The following is a 21449-nucleotide window of genomic DNA, read 5'->3' as shown; positions in this document are numbered from 1 at the left end:
CGGTGCTGCCGGGCCCGTGCCAGGTGCAGGAGAGTGTCATGGCAGAAACAAAGAAGATCGGGGTGGTCGGTGCCACCTTCCTCGTGGCCGGCAACATGATGGGTTCAGGGGTGTTCCTGTTGCCATCGAGCCTGGCCAAGATCGGTACCGCCTCGATCTGGGGCTGGTTGATCACCACCGCCGGGGCGCTGCTGCTGGCGTTCGTGTTCGCCAAGCTGGGCAAGCTGGCGCCCAAGGCCGGCGGCCCGTATGCCTATGCGCGTGACTGGTTCGGGCCGTACATGGGCTTCCAGACCAACACCATCTACTGGTTCGCCAACTGGATCGGAAACGTGGCCATCCCGATCGCGGCGGTGGGCTATTTCAGTTACTTCTTCCCGATCCTGTCAGAGCCGCTGGTGCGCTGCATCGCCGTGCTGGTACTGGTCTGGGCACTGAGTTTCGCCAACGTGATCGGGCCGGCCTTCGTGACCAAGGTGCAGACGGTCACCACCAGTTTCGCGCTGGTGCCGATCCTTGGCATCGCCATCTTCGGCTGGTTCTTCTTCGATGCGGACATCTTCAAGGGTGCCTACAACGTTTCGGGTGAATCGAACTTCGGCGCCATTTCCAGTGCCGCCGCACTGACCCTGTGGGCGTTCATCGGCGTGGAATCGGCGTCGGTGACCGCTGGCGTGGTGGAAAACCCGGAAAAGAACGTGGCCCGCGCCACCCTGGCCGGCGTGTTCCTGGCGGCGGTGGCCTACATCGCCAGTTCGTCGGTGATCATGGGCATGGTGCCCAATGCCGAACTGCAGACCTCCGATGCGCCGTTCGCGCTGGCCGCCGCCAAGGCGGTGGGCGGCTGGGGTGGTGGCCTGGTCAGCCTGTGTGCCTTCATCGGTGCGGCCGGTTCGCTGGGTGGCTGGATCCTGCTGACCGCGCAGAGCGCCAAGGCGGCGTCCGACGATGGCCTGTTCCCGAGCATCTTCAGCAAGACCAACAAGGACGACGTGCCGGTGAAGGGAGTGCTGATCGTGGCGGTGCTGATGACCCTCGCGGTGCTGGTCACCTCCACCTCGGAAACCGCGTCGGCACAGTTCGATGTGATCACCTCGGCGGCGGTGGTGTTGACCCTGCTGCCGTACATCTATTCCTGCGTGGCCTGCTATTTCGTGGTGGAACGCTCGCACACCATCGTCCACACCGGTGCGTTCTGGGCACTGACCAGCCTGACGGTGGTGTATTGCCTGTGGGCGATCTACGGCTCGTCGGGAACGATCGTGCAGTACGCCTTCCTGTTCGTGCTGTTCATCACCGTGTTCTATCCCTTCTTCAGCGAGGAGCGTCGCCAGCAGCGGCAGCGCACCCGTGAGGCGGCCGCGTTGTCCGGCGGCGCCCAGCGTTCCTGAATTCGACAAGGAGAATCAACGTGTACTTCAAGTCCCTGGATTACCCGGTCATCGTCATTGATGGCGACTACGATTCGCCGCGCATCGGCGGCATCCTGATCCGCGCGCTGGTGGAAGAGCTGCGTGGCAACGGCCAGCGCGTGCTGTGCGGCCTGAACCTGGACGATGCGCGCGCCGGTGCCCGTACCTACGTGGCGGCGTCGGCGGTGCTGATCTCGATCGATGGCAGCGAAGAGGGCGAGGGCGAGTTCCAGCGCCTGGCCGCCTTCCTGCGCGAACAGAGCGCGCGCCGGGCCAACCTGCCGGTGTTCCTGTACGGCGAGCGGCGCACCATCGAGAAGGTGCCCAGCAAGCTGCTCAAGTACATCCACGGTTTCATCTTCCTGTTCGAGGACACCAAGAACTTCGTCGCCCGCCAGGTGATGCGTGCGGCCGAAGATTACATGCAGAACCTGCTGCCGCCGTTCTTCAAGGCGTTGATCCACCACGCGGCCGAATCCAACTATTCCTGGCATACCCCGGGCCATGCCGGTGGCGTGGCGTTCACCAAATCGCCGGTGGGCCGTGCGTTCCACCAGTTCTACGGCGAGAACACCCTGCGCAGCGATCTGTCGATCTCGGTGCCGGAACTGGGTTCGCTGCTGGACCACACCGGCCCGATCAAGGACGCCGAGGACGAAGCCGCGCGCAATTTCGGCGCCGACCACACCTTCTTCGTCACCAACGGCACCTCCACCGCCAACAAGATCGTCTGGCACGGCACGGTGGCGCGCGGTGACGTGGTGTTCGTGGACCGCAACTGCCACAAATCGCTGCTGCATGCACTGATCATGACCGGCGGCGTACCGGTGTACTTCACCCCCAGCCGCAACGCGCACGGCATCATCGGGCCGATCAGCCTGGACCAGTTCACCCCCGAGGCGCTGCAGCAGCGTATTGCCGACAACCCGCTGGCCAGCCAGGCCTACCAAGCCGGGTCGAAGCCGCGCATCGCGGTGGTCACCAATTCCACCTACGACGGCCTGTGCTACAACGCCGAGAAGATTGCCGAGGAGATCGGCAGCGCGGTGGACTTCCTGCACTTCGATGAAGCCTGGTATGCCTACGCGGCATTCCATCCGTTCTACGAAAACCACTACGGCATGGCCAAGGGCAAGCCGCGCGAGCAGGATGCGATCATCTTCACCACCCATTCCACGCACAAGCTGCTGGCCGCGTTCTCGCAGGCGTCGATGATCCACGTGCGCAACTCGGCCAGCCGCGACCTGGATGCCGAGCGCTTCAACGAATCGTTCATGATGCATACCTCCACCAGCCCGCATTACGGGGTGATCGCGGCCTGCGACGTGGCCTCGAAGATGATGGAGGGCGAGGCCGGGCGTTCGCTGGTGCAGGAAATGCACGACGAAGCGATTGCCTTCCGCCGCGCCATGCTGCACGTGCGCGATGACCTGGGCCGCGACGACTGGTGGTTCAGCGTGTGGCAGCCCACGAAGGTGGAGCGCAGCCTGGACAAGGGCGATACGCCGGCACCGCTGGTGGCCAAGCGTGAGGAATGGTACCTGCAGCCCGATGCGCACTGGCACGGCTTCGATGGGCTGGTGGACGACTATGTGCTGATCGACCCGATCAAGGTGACCCTGCTGACCCCGGGCCTGACGATGGACGGCAGCATGGGCAAGCTGGGCATTCCGGCGGCGGTGCTGAGCAAGTTCCTGTGGGGCCGCGGCATCACCGTGGAAAAGACCAACCTGTACTCGGTGCTGTTCCTGTTCTCGATGGGCATCACCAAGGGCAAGTGGAGCACCCTGGTGACCGAGCTGATGGCGTTCAAGGAGCTGTACGATCGCAACGCGCCGCTGAACCAGGCACTGCCGACGCTGGCCGCCGATTATCCGGTGGCCTATGCCGGCTGGGGCCTGCGTGACCTGTGTGAGGCGCTGCATGCCTTCAACCAGGAATTTGCCGTGGCCAAGGTGATGCGCGAGATGTACGTGGACCTGCCGACCCCGGTGATGACCCCGGCCGATGCCTACAACCATCTGGTGAAGGGCGAGATCGAGCGGGTGGACATCGAACAGCTCAGCGGCCGCATTGCCGCCACCATGCTGGTGCCGTACCCGCCGGGTATTCCCACCATCATGCCCGGCGAGCGCTTCGGCGCCAGCGACGAGCCGATCATCCAGTCGCTGCGCATTGCCCGCGAACAGAATGCGCGCTTCCCCGGTTTCGAATCGGATGTGCACGGGCTGATCATCGAGCACGACGAAGAAGGCACCACCTACCGGGTGGAGGTGCTGAAGGCCTGAATGGATACCGCCCGCGAACAACGCATCCTGCTGCTGTCGATCGGGATGACCGTGGCGGTCAGTGCGGCCGGCTTCCTGGGCGGCCTGCTGGTGGGATCGCAGGCCATCCTGTTCGACGGCATCTACAGCCTGGTGGACGTGGCCCTGACCCTGGTGTCGCTGTCGGTGCTGCGGCTGGTGGCGCGGGAGCAGAGCCCGCGCTTCCAGTACGGCTATTGGCATCTGGAACCGATGGTGGAGGCGCTGGGCGGGGTGATCCTGTCGCTGGCCTGCGTCTACGCGCTGGCCAACGCGGTGATCGGGCTGACCACCGGCGGCCACGTGGTGAAGTTCGGGCCGGCGCTGTGGTGGGCCGGTCTGATCAGTGCAACCAACCTTGGCATGGCCGCGTTCGTGGCAGGGCAGGCACGGCGCCTGCACTCGCCCTTGCTGTGGCTGGACGTGCGTGCCTGGCTGCTGGGCGGGCTGATGGCATTGGCGGTGGTGCTGGCCTTCGTGCTGGCCTTGGCCCTGCAGGACGGGCCGTGGCAGCACTGGGTACCGTACCTGGATTCAATCGTGCTGATGCTGATCAGTCTGGCCGTGCTGCCGGTGCCCACGCGCGCTGCATTCAAGGCGCTGCGCGAGGTACTGCAGGTCGCGCCCGATGACCTGGACCAGCGCGTGCAGCAGGTGATGCAGGCGTTCGTGGGCGAGCGGGGCTATGCCGGCTTCACCAGCCACGTGGCGAAGATGGGGCGCATGCGCTTCATCGAGATCCATGTGCTGACCGACCCGGCCACGCCGCTGGGCACGGTGGGCGAGGTGGATGCCATGCGCGATGAGATTGCCGTGCGCCTGGATGCACGCGGCGGCATGTTCTGGCTGACCATCGATTTCACTGCCGACCCGGCCTGGACCTGAGCGGCGGCGCGGCGCGCTTCAGCGCAGGTAGTACTCCACCGGTACCACGCGTTCCTGCGGTGCCGGCAGATCATCGGGAATACGCGGCAGCGGCTGCGCGCGGCGGAAGGTCTGCAGAGCGGCCTGGTCCAGCATGGGTTCGCCACTGCTGCGTTCCAGCAGCAGCGTGCGCAGGCGGCCGCTGCGGTCGACGCTGGCGCGCACCCAGGCCGTGCCCTGCTGCCGGCGCGCGCGGGCGGCACTGGGGAAATAACGGTGGCGTTCCAGACGGGCCATCAGACGTGCTTCCCAGGTATCGCTGTGGGTGCCGGCCAACTGCGGCGCCGGTGCGGCGTCGGGGGTGGGTGGTGCTGCACTGATCGACGCCGGTGCCGGGGGCGCGTCGTGGGTCGGCAGGACCAGAGCCGGTAGGGGCTGTGCCTGTGCATCGGGGGTACGACCGTCAGCGGCGGCCAGGGTGCCTTCCGGCGCGCGGCTGGGCGGGGGCGGCGACAGCGGCCGTGGCTGCGCTGGGCGTGGCTGCTGTGCCTGGCTGGGACGCTCGGCCTTCAGTTCTTCCAGCGGCTGTGGCGGCGCGGTGGGGGGCAACACGCGCAGGCTGATGCGCACCTCTTCGACAGGGGGCACGGGGCGGGGTGTGGACGTCGTCCAGTGCAGCAGCCCCAGCACCGGCAGCAGGTGCAGGGTGGCGGTGATCGCCACCGCCATCCAGTGCGTGCGGCGCTCGCGTGCGCCGCGCCGCGCCGGGCGGGCAGGCGTCAACGGCAATGGCTTTGGACGGAGCGCTTGGACGGGCACGGACGGCTGCGGAGAGCGGGACAGGAACGGCCCGCGGCGGCAAGGGCAGCGCGCGCACCTTACCGCAAAAGAGAATCGTTTGCATTAATGCCGGGCCGTCAGGTCCCGGTTCACGGCGCGGCGTTGACCCCGGGGCGCACGTAGTAGGTCTGCCCACTGTCGTCCAGGAACAGCAGTTCCGGCTTGCCCTGCCACGAGGTGAGCATGGCGCCGGTATTGTTCTGGTGGCGGACCATCAGGGTGGCGCCGCGATCGGGGTTGGCGACCACCTTGAACACTTCGGTGGTGCCGCTGGCATCGTCCAGGGTGAGCAGGGCTTCGCCGCCGCGGTCGCTGGTGCCGTAGCCGCCGCGTTCGGAACCGTCCGGGCCGAGCAGGATCACACCGGACAGTGCCGCGGCACGCGGGCCCTGGGTGCGTCCTTTGCTGGTCGGATCGGGTACCGGCGCACCGACGATGACGCGGGCCTGGCCCTTGGCATCGTGGACGACCAGGCCGCGTGCATGGATCACGCGTTCGGGCGACTGGCTGTCGTGCAGGTTCCAGGCCGTCCAGCCGGACACCAGCAGGGCGAGGGTGGACACCCCCAGGGTAGTAAGCAGCAACGCACGGGCCATCGTGTAGTCCTTCCTTGGATGTGGCGACGATAGCGGATGCAAAAGCGGATGGGTAGAGTCGACTGGGTAGAGTCGACTGTTAGTCGACTGTTAGTCGACTGCCCTTGAAACGGCGTGCAGCAATTCCGCGCTGGCCCGCTAGTTGTGATCTCTCTGTACGTTGTTCATCCGGGACATCTCTGGAAAATGGTGGTTACCACACCTCTCCAGATCCCAAAGAGCCCGGATGAACAACCATAAAAATGCCCGTTTAACGCCGTTTAGTCGAGATCGGACCAACGCAATTCCGTGCTGACCCAATGGCTGCACCACTACAACTGGCACCGTCCCCATATGGGGATCGGCGGCCAGCCACCTATCTCCAGAGTGCCGCTGAACAACGTAGTGGGTTTACACAGCTAGTCGACTGACAGTCGACTCTACCCATCAATGGCACAACCGCGCTGGCGCGCTAGTCGACTGACAGTCGACTCTACCCATCAATGACCCATCAATGGAAATCGCGGCTGTGGCTGCGCAGGCCCTGCAATAGATCGTCCAGCCCCAGCATGCGCTGCACGATGACATGCTGCACGCCGTCCACGCGTTCCAGCCGGCCGTCGATCTGCATCAACTGGGTATCGACCAGGATGCGGTGCTGGCGGTCGGCCACGTGCCGCCAGACCACGGCGTTGACCATGCCGGTTTCATCTTCCAGGGTCAGGAAGGTGACCCCGCTGGCGGTCTGCGGCCGCTGCCGCATGCGCACCAGCCCGGCAATGCGCACGCGGCGGCCATGCCCGTGGGCAGACAGTTGCGCGGCATCCAGGCAGCCGCGGCTGCGCAGCTGTGCGCGCAGGAACGACAGCGGGTGGCGGCCCAGCGTGGTGCCGGTGCTGCGGTAATCGGCCTGCATGTCGTCCCAGGCGCTGGGCAGCGGCAGCGGAACGCGTGCTTCGCCGGTGGCGCGGGCCGGGTCGAACAGCGGCAGGCGGTTTTCCACGCCGGAAACATCCCAGCGTGCACGGTGGCGATGGCCACTGAGGCCGCGCAGGGCGCCGGCATCGGCCAGCAGGCCCTGCTGGCGGCGATCCAGTGCGACGCGCTGGCACAGATCGCCCACATCGTCGAACGGGCGCCGTGCGCGCTCGCGCAGCAGGGCCTGCACGGCCTGTTCGCTGCAGCCATCGACCAGGCGCAGGCCCAGGCGGATGGCGGCCGCGCCCTTGCTGAAATCGAGGGTGCAGTCCCAATGGCTGTGGCGCACATCCACCGGCAGCACGGCAATGCCATGGCGGCGCGCATCCTGCAGCAACTGGTCGGGGCTGTAGAAGCCCAGCGGCTGGCTGTTGATCAGGCTGGCGGTGAACGCGGCCGGGTGGTGGCACTTCAGCCAGCAACTGACATAGGTGAGCAGGGCGAAGCTGGCGGCATGGCTTTCCGGAAAACCGTAATTGCCAAAGCCCTTGATCTGCTCGAACAGGTGTTCGCCGTACTCGCGGCTGAAGCCGTTGCGCAGCATGCCGGCCAGCAGTTTTTCCCGATGCGGTTCCAGCCCGCCACGGCGCTTCCAGGCGGCCATCGAACGGCGCAGGGCATCGGCCTCGCCCGGGGTGTAGCCGGCCGCTTCCACCGCCAGCTGCATCACCTGTTCCTGGAACAGGGGAACGCCCAGGGTGCGTGCGAACACGCGTTCCAGCTGCGGTGGGTAGAGCGGGTTGGCCGGGTCGTTCAAGGCCTCGGGCCCCTGTTCGCGCAGGATCCGGCGGCGTTCCAGATAGGGGTGCACCATGTCGCCCTGGATCGGCCCAGGGCGCACGATGGCCACTTCGATCACCAGGTCGTAGAAGCTGCGCGGCTGCATGCGCGGCAGCATGGCCATCTGTGCGCGCGATTCGATCTGGAACACGCCGATGGTATCGGCGGCGCAGATCATGTCGTAGGTCGCGCTGTCCTTGGCGGGCACCGCGTCCATGCGGCCGCTGTGCAGCCCGTGCTGCTGCAGCAGGGCCAGGCATTTGCGGATGGCGGTGAGCATGCCCAGCGCCAGGCAGTCGACCTTCATCAGACCGGTGGCGTCCAGATCGTCTTTGTCCCACTGGATGACGGTGCGGTCGGCCATGGCCGCGTTTTCCACCGGCACCAGGGTGGACAGTGGATGTTCGGAAATCACGAAACCGCCCGGGTGCTGCGACAGGTGGCGTGGGAAATCGATCAGCTCGGCGGTGAGTGACAGCAGCCGCCGCATCAGCGCTGTGTCCGGGTCGAAGCCGCGTTCGCGCAGGGTGTCCGGCAGCGGTATGTGCCCGCCCCAGTGGTCCATGGCGGCGCCCAGTTCGTTCACCTGGTCCATCGGCAGGCCCAGTGCGCGGGCCACATCGCGGATGGCACTGCGACCCCGGTAGCTGATCGCCACGGCGGTCAGTGCGGCACGTTCGCGGCCATAGCGCTTGAACACGTACTGCAGCACTTCCTCGCGCCGCTCGTGCTCGAAATCGATGTCGATGTCCGGTGGTTCGTCGCGTTCTTCGGAAATGAAGCGCTCGAACAGCAGGTTGCTGCGCGCCGGGTCGATCTCGGTGACGCCCAGCACGAAGCACACCGCCGAATTGGCCGCCGAACCGCGGCCCTGGCACAGGATCTGCTGGCTGCGGGCGAAGCGCACGATGTCCTGCACGGTGAGGAAGTACGAGGCGTAGTTCTTCTTGGCGATCAGTTCCAGTTCGTGTTCGATCTGCTGGCGCTGGGCCGGCTGGATGCCGTCCTTCCAGCGTTCGGGAATGCCTTGTTCCACCAGCGCGCGCAGCCAGCTGTCCGGGGTGTGGCCTGCCGGCACCAGTTCGCGCGGGTAGGTGTATTTCAGCTGGTCCAGGCTGAAGTGGCAGCGCGCGGCGATCTGCAGGGTTTCGGCCAGCAGTTCGGGCGGGTACAGCTGGGCCAGCGAGGTGCGCGGGCGCAGGTGGCGTTCGCCATTGGGAAACAGGCGCCAGCCGGCTTCGGCCACGCTGCAGCGGTGGCGGATGGCGGTAAGGGTGTCCTGCAGGGCGCGGCGACGGCGCACGTGCATGTGCACATCGCCGCTGGCCACCAGCGGCAGCGCGTGGCGTTCGCCGAAGGCCTGCAGCTGCTGCAGGCGGCGCGCGTCGTCGTGTTCGTGGTGCAGTTCCACCGCCAACCACAGGCGGTCGCCGAAGCCGGTGCGCAGCCCCTGCAGGTGGCTGGCATCGGGCTGCCGGTCCAGCCACAGGCACAGCAGGCTGTCGGGCAGGCCCTGCAGATCGTCGGCCAGGCAGCGGTACTCACCCTTGCCGGCGCGCCGGCGGCAGGTGGTGATCAGCTGGCACAGCCCGGCATAGGCATCCTGGTCGGTGCACAGCAGGGCGATCTTCGGCCCGTCTTCGATCTGCAGTTCGGCGCCGACGATCAGCGCTACGCCATGCGCCTTGGCCGCCTGCCAGGCGCGGACGATGCCGGCCAGCGAGCATTCGTCGGTGATCGCCAGGGCGCGGTAGCCCTGGCTGGCGGCGCGCGCGAACAGTTCGTCGGCGGTGGAGGCGCCGCGCTGGAAACTGAAGGCCGACAGGCAATGCAGTTCGGCATAGGCGGGCAGTTCTGCGTGCATGCCGGTTCAGCCGAACCAGCCGTGCAGCATCCACGGCGCATGCGGGTCGTTGCGCGGGCGGAACGCCCAACCGCGTTGCCCGTGCGCGGTTTCCACCACGTAGTAGTCGCGCCGCGCATCGGCCTGGTCCCACCAGCCCGATTCAATCCGTTCCGGGCCGGCGACGATGCGCAGGCGTGGGTCGCGCAGCGGCTGGGGTGCATCCAGCAGCCAACCGGGGCGCAGCGGCCAGTGTGCGGGGGACTTGGCCGGTGGCTGGGTGCCGCTGGCGCGTTCGGGGCGATGGTCGGCCTGCACCGCCAGCGGTTGCACGGCATCATCGCCCAGCCGCGCGCGCAGCCGTTCGCGCAGCTGGTTCCACGGCATGGCCTGGGCCGGGCGGGTGTCGAACAGATCGCGTGCCACCGGCACGAACGGCGGCAGTTGTTCGGCCTGCAGGCGCAGTGCGCGGCTGCCGGCGGGCAGGGCGAAGGCTTCCATGCGGTTGCGGGCGATTTCGAACAGCAGCGCGGCATCGCGTTCGGGGGCCAGCAGGCCGATGGTCAGCACGCTGGCCGGCAGCAGGTCGTGTTCGAAGTGCAGGTCGAAGCGCTGCACGCCGCCATCGCGCGAGCAGAGGAAGGCGGCCAGGTCCAGCAGCAGGCGCCGCAGCGGGAACAGCAGGGCCTGGCTGGATTCGATTTCGTATTCGAATTCGATGCGGGCATCGAAACGGTCGGGGGGCTGGTAGTAGCGCAGCGGCGTGTTGTCCAGGCCGCGCACGGCATCGAGCTGCTGCAGCACCTGCGGGGCGAAGCGGCGGGCCAGGCTGTCGCGCGGCAGGTCGAACACCGCGCCCAGCGTACGCAGGCCGGAACGACCGAGCACGGTGACCGCATCGGCCGGCAGGCCGCTGCGTGCCAGTGGCAGTGGCGCCAGCGCGGCCGCCAGTTGCATGGCGTCGATGCCCAGGCCGTCGTGCACGTTGGCCAGCACGCGCGCGGCATGCGGGTTGGGCGCGGCCACCAGGCGGTGGCGGAAACCGAGTTCATGCAGGCCGTGGCGCAGGCGCTGTTCGATCTGTGGCCAATCGCCGAACAGGGCGCGGCTGGCGTGGATTTCCAGCACCAGCGCATGCTGGAAATCGAGGCTGACCTGCGAACTGTAGGCGTACAGCCAGCTGGCCAGCAGCTGCCGGGTCTGTTGTTCGGCGGCGGGATCGTAGTCGTGCAGCTGCATGTCCTGCACCAGCACCTGCGCGGCCGACAGCAGCATGCCCGGGCGCAGGCCGGCGGCCCGTGCGGCCGGGCTGACCGCGCGCAGCACCCGGCGCTGGGCCGGGCCCTGCAGCAGCACCAGCGGCCGCTGCGGGTCCGGCTGCTGGCGCAGTACGCTGTCCAGCGCCAGTTGCGGCAACAACAGGCAGGCCCAATGCATGGCGCGGCCTCAGTGGGCAATGGCCAGCGGCAAGGGCTGCGCAGGCGGCAGCCCGCCGCGGCACTTCAGCACGCGCACCTGGCCGGGGTCGAGCTGCAGGCGCAGGCTGGCCGGCGACGGATTGCGTGCGGCGCGCGCTTCGCGGAACACGAAGCCCAGGCACTGGCCACTGTCGGCGGCCACCTGCAGCCGGCGCAGGGAACGATCATCGGCTTGCTGCGGCCAGCACAGCACCGCCGCACAGGCGGCCGAGCGCAGGCACTGTTCGGCTGCCCACAGCGCCTGCTTCGGCGCGGCGTGGATGATCTGCAGCTGGGCCAGGTCCAGCCCGGCCGCGGCCCAGGCCGGGGCATGCGGCCGATGCGGCGGGGCGACCAGCACGATCGGCCGATCGCGCTGGCTCAGCTTGGCCAGTGCCGGCCAGACCAGGGCCAGTTCGCCCACGCCGGGGCAGGCCAGCAGCACTTCGCACAGCCCGCTGGCGGGCCAGCCGCCGCCGGGCAGGCGGGCATCCAGGGCCGGGTGCCCGCTGGCCAGATGGTCGCTGGCCGGGCCATGGCGGGCCGGGCCGCGCCACAGTTGGCGGCCATCCAGCAGGCGGTCCAGGGCGACGACGGCGCCCATCAGCCGGTCCTCCAGGGGAGGCGCTGGGCAGGCAGGAAGCGGCGGCAGTGGACGGAAACGGCGGGCATGGAACGAGTATCGACAGGCCGGTATCAGGGGCTGAGACCGGACATGCTACTCGCCTTGTGAGTAGAATTACTAATGAAATCGAGGGGTGGTTTTCAGGTTGCTGAAGGGGGCAGGGAGTGCCGACCAAGGTCGGCACCTACCGGTATGGGACGCCCGGCGCTACCCGGCGCGTTACCGGCGTACCGGCAGGGCCACCGGGCGCAGCGGGGCGGCGTCGCCGCCGCGGATCTTCAGCGGGCCGCCGATGAAGGCGAACTCGTAGACCTGGTCACGGGCCAGTTCGTCCAGCGCCACCAGCTCGATGATCGGCGCGCCCTGCTGGGCCAGCAGGTAGGTGTGCAGCGGCACGTAATCATCGGACACCTCCGAGGGGAAGGTCTCGAAGCTGAGGTTGTCGGCGCCGACGATCATCGCGCCACTGTCTTCCACCAGGAAACGGGCCGCGTCCAGGCCCATGCCCGGCGGGTTGGCCATGTAGGCGCGGGGCTGTTCGAACAGGCGCATGCGACCGGTGCGGATCAGCACCACGTCGCCCTGCTGCAGGGTGACGTGCTGGCGTGCCAGCGCATCCTTCAGGTCCTGGCGGGTGACGCGGTAGCTGTCCGGCAGCATGTCCACGCCCTTGGCGCCGGCCACGTCGATCAACACGCCACGGGCGATCAGCGGCGGGAATTTCTCGATGCCGGTGACCTTCCAGCCACGGTCGCCAAGGTGCTCATCGGCCTCGAAGCCATTCCAGATCTTTCCGTGGATGCCGAAGTGGTTCAGCGCATCGATATGGGTGCCGGTGTGGCTGTACATCGAAAACGCGGTGCCGGTGTAGCTGCGGGTGAGGTTCATGGCCTGGCCCACGCCCATCGGGTCGTCCACCACGGTGCCGCGCGGGGTATGGGTCATCCAGAACTGGTAGTGCGGGTCGCCGGCGTCCTGCCAGCTGGGCATGCCGACGTAGTATTCGGTGGCCAGGTCGTAGGTCTTGCCGCCGCTGACCCGCGACAGGATGGCGGCACGCGAGGCGTCGGTGATCAGGTTGAGGCGACCGATTTCGTCCTTCGGCCCCCAAGGGCTGGTGCCGACCTGCTGGCCGGAAGGAGCGTGTTCGTGTGCGGACACGGCGGTGGATGCAGCAGTGCTGGCCAGCAGCAGGGCCAGTGCGCTGGCCAGGGTACGTGGGGTCATGGGGTTTCTCCTTGCAGGGTGGGGAAGGGCGCGGCGGTGGCCGCGACCAGGGGCGCCAGGGCCTGGCGCAGCTGTGGCAGCGGCAGGGTCTGCAGGCGCAGGCCGTGGCCGCCGATGACGGTGGGAATGGAACGGATGCCGAGGACGGCGGCTTCTGCGCGGTCGGCCTGTACGCGTTGGCGCACGGCGTCGCTGCGCATGTGGTCAGCGAAGACGCCGCGCCGGTGGCCCAGCGATTCGGCGATGTCCAGCAGGACGTCGGCATTACCGATGTTGCGGTGCTGGTGCAGGTGCGCCCACTGCACCGCATCGAACATCGCGCCATGGGCATCGTTGCCGCCGAGCACGCCGGCCGCCTGGCAGGCCAGTGCGCCCAGCCAGCCGGAGGGATATTCGAACGTCTGCGCGCGCATGCCGTCGATGTCGATGCGCGCGGTGTCTTCATGCGCCGCGCAGTCGGCCCAGTGGCGCAGGATGGTGTCCTTGGCGCGGGGCATGGAACCGAAGACGTCGATCATCCGGGCGCGCGAGTCCTGCAGCACGAAGCTGCGGTGGCGCACCTGGATGCCCAGTTCGGCCGAAACCTGCTGCAGGCGCGGGGCCAGTACGAAGCACCAGCCGCAGACCACATCGTGGAAGAAATCGACCACCGGCGCGGCGGTGGTGGGGGAGGGAGCGGAAAACATCTGCCTGCCATCGGTGAGAGGGGAGGCGGCAGCGTAGGCAGCGCAGCGTGGCCGAAACAGCGGGTTCCGGGCAGCTCAGTTTTCGCTGGCGGTTACGAATCCAGTCCCGCGCAGCTGGGCAGTTCGGCGTGCAGGAAATCGATGAAGGCCCGCACCTTGGGCTGCAGGTGGCGCGCGGTGGGGTAGACCGCATGCACAAAGCGCGGGGGATAGCGGTGGTCGGCCAGCACCTGCTGCAGGTCGCCGCGTGCCAGCGCGGGCGCGGCCAGGAACGAGGGCAGCGCGCCGATGCCCAAGCCCGCCAGCAGCAGGTCGCGCAGCAGCAGGCTGTTGTTGGCGGTCACCCGTGCCGGCAGGGTGATCGTGACCTGGCCATCGGGGCCCAGCAGCGGCCAGCTGCCTGGTGAATCGGACAGGCTGTAGGCCAGCACGCTATGTGCATGCAGATCCTGCACGGTGTGCGGTGCGGGGTGCTGCTGCAGGTAGGACGGTGCCGCGCACAACACCTGCTGCAGCGAGGCCAGCCGCCGCGCCACCAAGCGTGAATCGTCCAACTCGGCGCGCAGCCGCAGCGACACATCGAAGCCTTCGCCCACCGCGTCGAGCAGGCGGTCTTCCATCACCAGATCCAGCGACAGGTGCGGATGCTGTTGCAGGAAGCGCGGCAGCAGCGGCGACAGCGTGCTCAGCGCGAAGGACTGCGGTGCGTTCACCCGCAGGCGGCCGGCAACCTCGCCACGCTGTTCGGCGATGCCGCGTTCCAGCGCGTCCAGTTCGTCCAGCAGGCGGCAGCACTCGCGGTAATAGGCGTGGCCGGTTTCGGTCAGGCTCATGCGCCGCGTGGTCCGCTGCAGCAGCACCACGCCCAGGTGCGCTTCCAGCGTGCGCAGCTGTTTGCTCAAGCCGGCCGCTGACAGGCCCAGGTCTTCGGCCGCGCGGGCCAGGCCGCCGCGTTCGACGATGCGGCGGAAGGTGCGCATCAGGTTGAAGGAATCCATGCCAGCCCCGGCGCGAAGAGGGCGCCATTGTAGATCCACGCCGTGCGTGGATGGATTTCCATCGGAATTGAATCCATGGAGATCCGACCCCTGTGCCGACCAACGGTCGGCACCCACCACCATCAGCAGCAGGTTCCAACAGCAGCAGGTTCCAACAGCTCGCAGGAAACCGTCGAAGGCGGGGTGGGTCCGGTGGCAGGGGCGTGAGCCGCATGGATGCGGCGACCGAGCTTACATGGACGTACTTGCAGCGTCCCCTGCCACCGGACCCACACCGCCATCCCACGGAATGCAGGCTTTTGACGTCGACGTTGACGTTTCCTCTGCGGGTGCCGGGCGGCAGCCCGACCGTCCCATCACCGCCCGTGGGGGTCCGGCCGGTGGTGCACGTACTCGACCACGGTGCCATCGGGGTGCACCGCGTTGAACGCCGCGCCGGTGGGTACCACCTGCAGCGGGAAGATGATCTGCGCGCCGGCTGCGACCAATCTGTCGTGATAGGGCCGCACGTCATCGACCAGCAGGGTGCCGGTGGTGGAGGTGAACGGCGCCAGTGCGGTGTCATTGCCTTCGATCAGCAGGAAGGCACCGACCATGGCCAGGCGCAGCCCGGCATCGGGGAAGGGGAAGCCCGCGTCGGCCACCACGCCCTGCAGTTGTTCGTAGAAGGCCACCCGTGCTTCCAGTTCCCCGGGGGCGACGAACACGCGGATCAGCACGCGTGGGCTGCGCTGGCTGGAGGTATCACAGCGGTCGCGCCAGAGATGGTCGAAGTCGCGGTGCAGGGTCATGGGCAACGCTCGGGGCCGGGAATTCCATTATCGGCAGCACCACAGGCCACGCTGATGACCAGCGGTGATGGCCTGATAACCAGCTTGCGCGCGGGCGCCTGTGACTTAGGTCCTGTTGACAGCGATCAACGCCCTCGCACAATCTTCACATGATGGGTCGCCGTGTGCGGCCCGGGCAGGCAGGTTGTCACGCCGGGAGGAGGGTCCCGCGCGCAGACCGGCCCGTCCTTTGGCCTGCAGGTGTTGCCCGGCAACGCTTGCGCGGCATGACGCTGCACCCTTCGGCGGCACTTTCCCTGGACCGATTGCCTTGGCAACGGAATTACGCCTGCCGATGAAAACGTTTACAAAGCCGCTTGCCCTGTCCCTTGCCCTGTCTGCCGCATTGGCCGCCCCGGCCTGGGCCGACCCGGCCGCCTTCACCGTGCTGACCTTGGACCAGGCGCCTGCGCCGGACGCGATGCCGGCCCTGGCGGCGCAGCTGAAGACCCTGCAGGTGGACGCAGTGAGCGTGCGCCAGGTGCAGCGCGGTATCGGCCAGGTCGATCCGTTGCAGCTGTTGGCCGATGGCCTGGGCTACGACTACCGCTTCATTGCCGCCGGCCAGGACGATGGCCAGACCCAGCGCGGCCAGGCCGTGCTGACCCGCTTGCCGATTGCCGCGGAAAGCGGCCCGGACCAGCCGGGCCTGAACTACCTGCGCCTGGATGACGGCCGCCATACCGTGGCCATCTACACCGACGCCGGTGCCGGCGCCGCGCAGTTGCCGGCGCTGGTGTCGCGTTCGCGGCTGGGCGCACCGGCGGTGCTGCTGGGTGCGGTGGCCAGTGAATCGGCCAAGGCAGCCGGTTTCGATCCCTCGCGCGTGGCCCTGGAAGCCGATGCCAGCTACTTCAGCGATGGTTTCCAGGCGGCCAGCAGCGCACCGTTCAAGGTCGATGGCAATGGCCTGCAGGCCACCCTGCTGACCCTGGCCTACGCGGCCGACAAGGGCGGTGAGCGCCCGTGGATGGACGCCAGCCTGAACGCCGATGCGCGCGCTGCGCTGCTGCTGAAGGCGATGACCGAGGACGAGAAGTTCCAGATGCTGCACAGCTATTTCGGGCTGGGCAAGGATGGCGGTCCGCTGCCGGAAGGCGCGGTGGGTTCGGCCGGTTTCGTGCCGGCGGTGCCGCGCCTGGGCATTCCGGCGCAGCAGTCGGCCGATGCCGGCGTGGGCGTGACCAACCCCGGTGGCATCCGTCCGGGCGATTTCGCCACGGCCATGCCGTCGGGCCCGTCCACCGCCTCCAGCTGGAACCGCGAAGTCGCCTTCGCCGGTGGCGCGACCATGGGCCGTGAAGCCTGGCAGCAGCGCTTCAACATCCTGCTTTCGGGCAGCGTGAACCTGCAGCGTGACCCGCGCAACGGCCGCAATTTCGAATACGCCGGTGAAGATCCGCTGCTGGCCGGTTCGATGGTGGGCGCGCTGATCCAGGGCGTGCAGAGCCAGCACGTGATTTCGTCGATGAAGCACTTCGCGCTGAACGACATGGAGACCCGCCGCAACTTCCACGATGTGCGCATCGGCGAACAAGCCATGCACGAATCGGACCTGCTGGCCTTCGAGATCGCGCTGGAAGCTGGCCGCCCGGGCGTGGCGATGTGCTCGTACAACAAGATCAACGGCACCTACGGCTGCGAGAACGGCTACCTGATGAACCAGGTGCTGAAGCAGGAGTGGAAGTTCCCCGGTTTCGTGATGTCCGACTGGGGCGGCGTGCACAGCGGTTCGAAGGCGGCGCTGGCCGGCCTGGACCAGCAGTCGGCCGGTGAAGTGTTCGATGCGGCGGTGTTCTTCGATGAGCCGCTGCGCCTGGCCGTGCACGGCGGCGTGGTGCCGCAGGCGCGCCTGAACGACATGGTGGCGCGCATCCTGCGCACGATGTTCCTGCACGGCAACTTCGACAACCCGCCGCAGCACCAGAAGGTGGATGCCGAAGCCGGCTTCGCCGTGGCCCAGCGCACGGTGGAAGAAGGCAGCGTGCTGCTGCGCAATGAAGGCAACCTGCTGCCGCTGGCCGACAGCGTGAAGCGCATCGTCATCATTGGTGGCCATGCCGACAAGGGCGTGATCGGTGGCGGTGGTTCGTCGATGGTGGGCGTGACCGCCAAGGGCACCAATGCGGTGCCGGGCGTGCTGCCCACCACCTGGCCGGGCCCGGTGATGTTCCACCCGTCCTCGCCGCTGGAATCGCTGCGTGCAGCGCGCCCGGACGCGACCATCGAATATGTGGACGGCAGCAACGCTGCCGCGGCGGCCAAGGCTGCCGCGCAGGCGGACGTGGCCATCGTGTTCGCCACCCAGTGGGCGGCCGAGTCGGTCGACCTGCCGGACATGAAGCTGCCTGACAACCAGGATGCGCTGATCTCGGCAGTGGCCAAGGCCAACCCGAAGACCGTGCTGGTGCTGGAAACCAATGGCCCGGTGCGCACGCCGTGGCTGGCGCAGGTGCCGGCCATGCTGCAGGCCTGGTACCCGGGCATCCGTGGTGGCGAAGGCATTGCCGCGCTGCTGACCGGCCAGGTGAACCCGTCGGGCCGCCTGCCGGTGACCTGGGTGGTGGACGAATCGCAATTGCCGCGCCCGCACGTGGATGGCCTCGGCTTCAAGCCGGCCAAGCCGTTCGGCGATGTGTTCGATTTCGATATCGAAGGCGCCAACGTGGGCTACAAGTGGATGGCCGCCAAGGGCCTGACCCCGACCTTTGCCTTCGGTCATGGCCTGTCCTACACCTCGTTTGCCTATGACAACCTGAAGGTGAGCGTGGAAGGCTCGCGCCTGGTCGCCAGCGTGGACATCCGCAACACCGGCAAGCGCGCCGGTGCCGACGTGGCCCAGCTGTACCTGAAGCTGCCGGCCGGCAGCACCACGCCGATCCGCCTGATCGGCTACGACAAGGTGAGCCTGCAGCCGGGCGAACAGCGCCGTATCCGCATCGAAGCCGAGCCGAAGACGCTGGCGCATTACGATGCGCAGGCCCGCCAGTGGAAGATCGACGGCGGCACCTATCAGGTGCAGCTGTCGCGCAACGCGGCCGAACCGCTGCAGAGCGTGGACGTGCAGCTGGTGGAGCAGGTGCTGCGCTGATTCCGTAGATGATGGATGCTTGAAGACACGGCCCCGGAAGGGGCCGTGTCTGTTTGTGGGGGTGTTGGGTTCGCGGGCCATGCCCGGCGGGCGCGAATTCACCCGGCCGGGCCGGCGAACCAGCTGCGCAGGAAATCGATCAACTGCCGCACTTTCGGCGACGGTTGCGTGCTGTGCGGGTACACCGCGTAGACGCTCTGCTGCGGGAAGCGGTGCTGGCGCAGCACCGGCCGCAGGCGATCCTGGGCCAGGTCGTCTTCGATCAACCAGCGCGGCAACACGGTGACCCCGGCGCCAGCCAGGGCGAAGGCGCGCAGGCTGCTGGCACCGTCCACGCGCACCACCGCATTGCCGGGGTTGGTAGCGAACAGGGCGTCGCTGCCATCCGGTGCGACCACCGGCACGTCGGCCAGGCGCGGATAGCCCAGGCGGGGCAGGGTGCCCAACTGCGCCGGGTCGTCAGCTGCTTCGGTCGACGGCAGGCGTGCCAGCAGCGCAGGGGCCGCTACGGCGCACAGCGGGTGCCGTTCCAGTTCGCTGGCGTGCAGGCCTGAATCCGGCAGGCGGCCAAGGCGGATGGCCAGGTCGAAACGCTCGGGAATCAGGTCGGCCGGTGCCGGTGAGGTCGACAGGTGCAGCTGCAGCGCCGGGTGCCGCACACGGAACGCTTCCAGCGCGGGAATCAAGCGCAGCTGCGCGTACTCCGGCGTGGTGGTCAGGCGCAGCGTGCCCTGCAGCTGATGCTGGTCACGGCGCGCGGCGTCAATGGCCGCCTGTGCCGCGTCCAGCGCCTGCACGCAGTGCTGCAGGAACTGCTCGCCGGCCTCGGTCAGGGCCAGGTGCCGGGTACTGCGCAGCAGCAGGGTTACGCCCAGCTCCTGTTCCAGCCGCTTCAGGTTGAAGCTGACCACCGCGCGGCTGAGGCCAAGGCGGTCGGCGGCAGCGGTCAGGCTGCCGGCTTCGACCACGGCGCGGAAGATATCGAAGCGATCAAGGCTGATCATGATGCTGCATTGTCAAAATGAATTTGACAGTGTTGCAGCTGTTGTCGTGTTTTTTCAATCCGGCATGGGCGCCATGCTTTGCGTCTCTCCCCGCGCGAGTGCCGCCGATGCCATCCGCCCGCCTGCGCCATGAGGCGATCTTCCTGCTGGTGTTCGCCCTGGACCTGGTGAACATGTTCATCGCCACGGTGGCCTACCCGGCACTGGCGTCCCAGCTGCAGGCCGAGGTGGGCGTGTTGGCCTGGGTGGGCACTGCGTACATGCTGGGCCTGAGCGTGGTGATTCCGCTGGCGCCGTGGCTGGCCGCGCGCTGCGGCGAACGACGCCTGCTGTTGGTCGCGCTGTTGGTATTCGCCGCCGCTGCCGCGCTGGCCGGGGCTGCACCGTCCATCGGCTGGCTGCTGGGTTGGCGCCTGCTGCAGGGCCTGGCCGGTGGCCTGTTGATCCCGGTGGCGCAGGCCGCGGCGTATCGGCAGTGCACGCCCGACCAACGTGGCGCGTTGACCCGGCGCATCCTGCTGGTGGCGCTGCTGGTCCCGGCACTGGCCCCGGCGCTGGGCGGGCTGCTGGTGCAGTGGCTGTCCTGGCGCGGCGTGCTGTGGGCCAGCCTGCCGCTGGCACTGGCGGCGATGGGCCTGGTGTTGGCGTGGATGCCCGCCGATGGTGAACGCACTGCGCCCCGGCTGCAGGCCTATGCGCTGGCCACGGCGTTGAGTGCGCTGGGCGTGCTGCTGCTGGCGCTGACCTGGCTGGGTGAACCCGGCCACCGGATTGCCGGCGCGGTACTGTTGTTGCTGGCGCTGATGCTGGCGACGGCCCACCTGCGCCATGCGCGTGGGCAGGCGCAGCCGCTGCTGCGCTGGTCGCTGCTGTCCCTTCGCGGCCTTCGACTGGCAATGCTGGTCTACCTGGCCGTACCCGGCGTGTTCATCGGCAGTCAGTTGGCCAGCACGCTGCAGCTGCACCAGGCCGGGTTCAGTGCTGCGCGCATCGGTGCGCTGATGCTGCCTTGGGCGCTGGCGTCGGCCGTGGCGATCACCGGCAGCCGGCGATTGCTGACGCACATCGTTCCTGCCGCGGTGCTGCGCATCGGCATGCTGCTGCAGGCGACGGGTCTGGTGTTGATGGCCGTGCTGCCGCAGCCCGCGTTTGCGCTGGCAGGGCTGTTGTTCGCGCTGATGGGTGCCGGCGGCAGCCTGTGCAGCAGCACCGCGCAGACGCTGGCCTTCACTGGCGTTGACGCGGATGCGCTGGGTGACGCCAGTGCGCTGTGGAACCTCAACCGCCAGCTCAGTTTCTGCCTCGGCACGGCAGCCATTGCGCTGGTGCTGGCGCTGGCCCTGCAATGGCTGCCAGCGCGTGCCACGGGCGCGGCGCTGGGCATGGCCGCTGTCCTGACCCTGCTGCCGATGCTGCTGTTGCGCCGCGGGCAGTCACTGATCCTCATGCAACCGGAGAATGCCTGATGCAACACACCGCCGAAGATGAAATCCACGTACTGCACGACGCGCTGCAGGCCTGGTTCCGTGCCGACACCGGCGCCGACGCGCTGGATGACCTGATGGCGCACTTCTGCGCGGACTTCAGCATGGTCGGCATCGCCGGGCGGCGACTGGACCGGGACGCGGTGCAGGCGCTGTTCGTGGGCGGGCACGGCGCGCGCCCCGGTCTGGAGATCGCCGTTGAGGACGTGCAGAGGATCCAGGCGCCCGCACCACTGGCGGTGCTGCGTTATCGCGAAGGGCATGCGGTGGCTGGCGGAGCGCTGGCCTGGCGGGAATCGTTGGCGGTGCTGCGGCAGGACGCGGGGCGCTGGCGCTGGTTGGCGCTGCACGAGGTCCCTGCGGGCTGATGGATCCGCCGGGCCATGCCCGGCGAGCGCGGCGGCCGCCGGCCGCACATGTGCCATCAGTCGTGCCCCGGACACCACAGA

16 protein-coding genes and 1 pseudogene are annotated in these 21449 nt (G+C 68.1%); 7 read left to right on the top strand and 10 right to left on the bottom strand.

The features are described from left to right. The first annotated feature begins 38 nt into the window (after positions 1 to 38). Genes adiC through C1933_RS11365 form a run of 3 tightly spaced genes read left to right on the top strand, consistent with a single transcriptional unit; the run spans position 39 to position 4603 of the window. Entirely contained in the window at positions 39 to 1391 is a 1353-nt protein-coding gene (gene adiC / locus C1933_RS11375; protein ID WP_108753355.1) for an arginine/agmatine antiporter, read from the top strand. Between the two features lie 20 nt (positions 1392 to 1411). Then, a complete protein-coding gene (locus C1933_RS11370) occupies positions 1412 to 3700 on the top strand; it encodes an Orn/Lys/Arg decarboxylase N-terminal domain-containing protein (protein ID WP_108753354.1) in 2289 nt (762 codons plus the stop codon). Continuing rightward, positions 3701 to 4603: a cation diffusion facilitator family transporter gene (locus C1933_RS11365; protein ID WP_108753353.1), complete on the top strand. Its 903-nt coding sequence runs from the start codon at positions 3701 to 3703 to the stop codon at positions 4601 to 4603. It begins immediately after the preceding gene. 18 nt (positions 4604 to 4621) lie between these two features. Here the strand turns inward: C1933_RS11365 and C1933_RS11360 are convergent, their stop codons facing one another. Next, positions 4622 to 5365, bottom strand: coding sequence for an energy transducer TonB (locus C1933_RS11360; RefSeq protein ID WP_234414515.1), 744 nt, complete (start codon positions 5363 to 5365; stop codon positions 4622 to 4624). Positions 5366 to 5511: 146 nt separating this feature from the next. Continuing rightward, on the bottom strand, positions 5512 to 6018 hold the full coding sequence (locus tag C1933_RS11355) for a hypothetical protein (RefSeq protein WP_108753352.1): 507 nt from the start codon (positions 6016 to 6018) through the stop codon (positions 5512 to 5514). A gap of 264 nt (positions 6019 to 6282) precedes the next feature. Here C1933_RS11355 and C1933_RS11350 point away from each other — a divergent pair. Further along, positions 6283 to 6420, top strand: a pseudogene (locus tag C1933_RS11350) (integrase core domain-containing protein); the annotation flags it as partial. Positions 6421 to 6508: 88 nt separating this feature from the next. On the opposite strand, the gene C1933_RS11345 reads toward C1933_RS11350, so the two are convergent. The 7 genes from C1933_RS11345 to C1933_RS11315 all read right to left on the bottom strand — a co-directional run bounded on the left by C1933_RS11345 (position 6509) and on the right by C1933_RS11315 (position 15382). Then, complete coding sequence (locus tag C1933_RS11345) at positions 6509 to 9619, bottom strand: error-prone DNA polymerase (RefSeq protein WP_108753351.1); 3111 nt, start codon at positions 9617 to 9619, stop codon at positions 6509 to 6511. Between the two features lie 6 nt (positions 9620 to 9625). Continuing rightward, positions 9626 to 11035 carry a DNA polymerase Y family protein gene (locus C1933_RS11340; protein WP_108753350.1) on the bottom strand — a complete coding sequence of 470 codons (1410 nt, stop codon included), beginning with the start codon at positions 11033 to 11035 and terminating at the stop codon, positions 9626 to 9628. A 9-nt stretch (positions 11036 to 11044) separates the two neighbouring features. Then, a complete protein-coding gene (imuA, locus tag C1933_RS11335; RefSeq protein ID WP_108753349.1) occupies positions 11045 to 11659 on the bottom strand; it encodes a translesion DNA synthesis-associated protein ImuA in 615 nt (204 codons plus the stop codon). Positions 11660 to 11899: 240 nt separating this feature from the next. Continuing rightward, on the bottom strand, positions 11900 to 12907 hold the full coding sequence (locus tag C1933_RS11330) for a cyclase family protein (protein WP_108753348.1): 1008 nt from the start codon (positions 12905 to 12907) through the stop codon (positions 11900 to 11902). After that, positions 12904 to 13593 carry a DsbA family protein gene (locus C1933_RS11325; RefSeq protein ID WP_108753347.1) on the bottom strand — a complete coding sequence of 230 codons (690 nt, stop codon included), beginning with the start codon at positions 13591 to 13593 and terminating at the stop codon, positions 12904 to 12906. Before C1933_RS11325 ends, C1933_RS11330 begins: the two co-directional genes overlap by 4 nt. A gap of 92 nt (positions 13594 to 13685) precedes the next feature. Next, positions 13686 to 14591 carry a LysR family transcriptional regulator gene (locus tag C1933_RS11320; protein ID WP_108753346.1) on the bottom strand — a complete coding sequence of 302 codons (906 nt, stop codon included), beginning with the start codon at positions 14589 to 14591 and terminating at the stop codon, positions 13686 to 13688. Between the two features lie 356 nt (positions 14592 to 14947). Further along, positions 14948 to 15382, bottom strand: coding sequence for a glyoxalase (locus C1933_RS11315; protein ID WP_108753345.1), 435 nt, complete (start codon positions 15380 to 15382; stop codon positions 14948 to 14950). 334 nt (positions 15383 to 15716) lie between these two features. On the opposite strand from C1933_RS11315, the gene C1933_RS11310 reads away from it, so the two are divergent. After that, positions 15717 to 18512 (top strand): glycoside hydrolase family 3 C-terminal domain-containing protein, encoded by a 2796-nt coding sequence (locus C1933_RS11310; RefSeq protein ID WP_108753344.1) that lies wholly within the window; start codon positions 15717 to 15719, stop codon positions 18510 to 18512. Positions 18513 to 18610: 98 nt separating this feature from the next. Here C1933_RS11310 and C1933_RS11305 read toward each other — a convergent pair whose 3' ends face one another. Next, a complete protein-coding gene (locus C1933_RS11305; protein ID WP_108753343.1) occupies positions 18611 to 19516 on the bottom strand; it encodes a LysR family transcriptional regulator in 906 nt (301 codons plus the stop codon). A gap of 107 nt (positions 19517 to 19623) precedes the next feature. On the opposite strand from C1933_RS11305, the gene C1933_RS11300 reads away from it, so the two are divergent. Both C1933_RS11300 and C1933_RS11295 read left to right on the top strand, forming a co-directional pair. After that, positions 19624 to 20982: an MFS transporter gene (locus C1933_RS11300; protein WP_108753342.1), complete on the top strand. Its 1359-nt coding sequence runs from the start codon at positions 19624 to 19626 to the stop codon at positions 20980 to 20982. Beyond that, entirely contained in the window at positions 20982 to 21368 is a 387-nt protein-coding gene (locus C1933_RS11295; RefSeq protein ID WP_108753341.1) for a DUF4440 domain-containing protein, read from the top strand. Before C1933_RS11300 ends, C1933_RS11295 begins: the two co-directional genes overlap by 1 nt. Positions 21369 to 21449: the final 81 nt, after the last annotated feature.

Source organism: Stenotrophomonas sp. ZAC14D2_NAIMI4_6 (assembly GCF_003086875.1).
Lineage (GTDB): Bacteria > Pseudomonadota > Gammaproteobacteria > Xanthomonadales > Xanthomonadaceae > Stenotrophomonas.
This window is presented reverse-complemented; position numbering and strand designations above follow the sequence as displayed.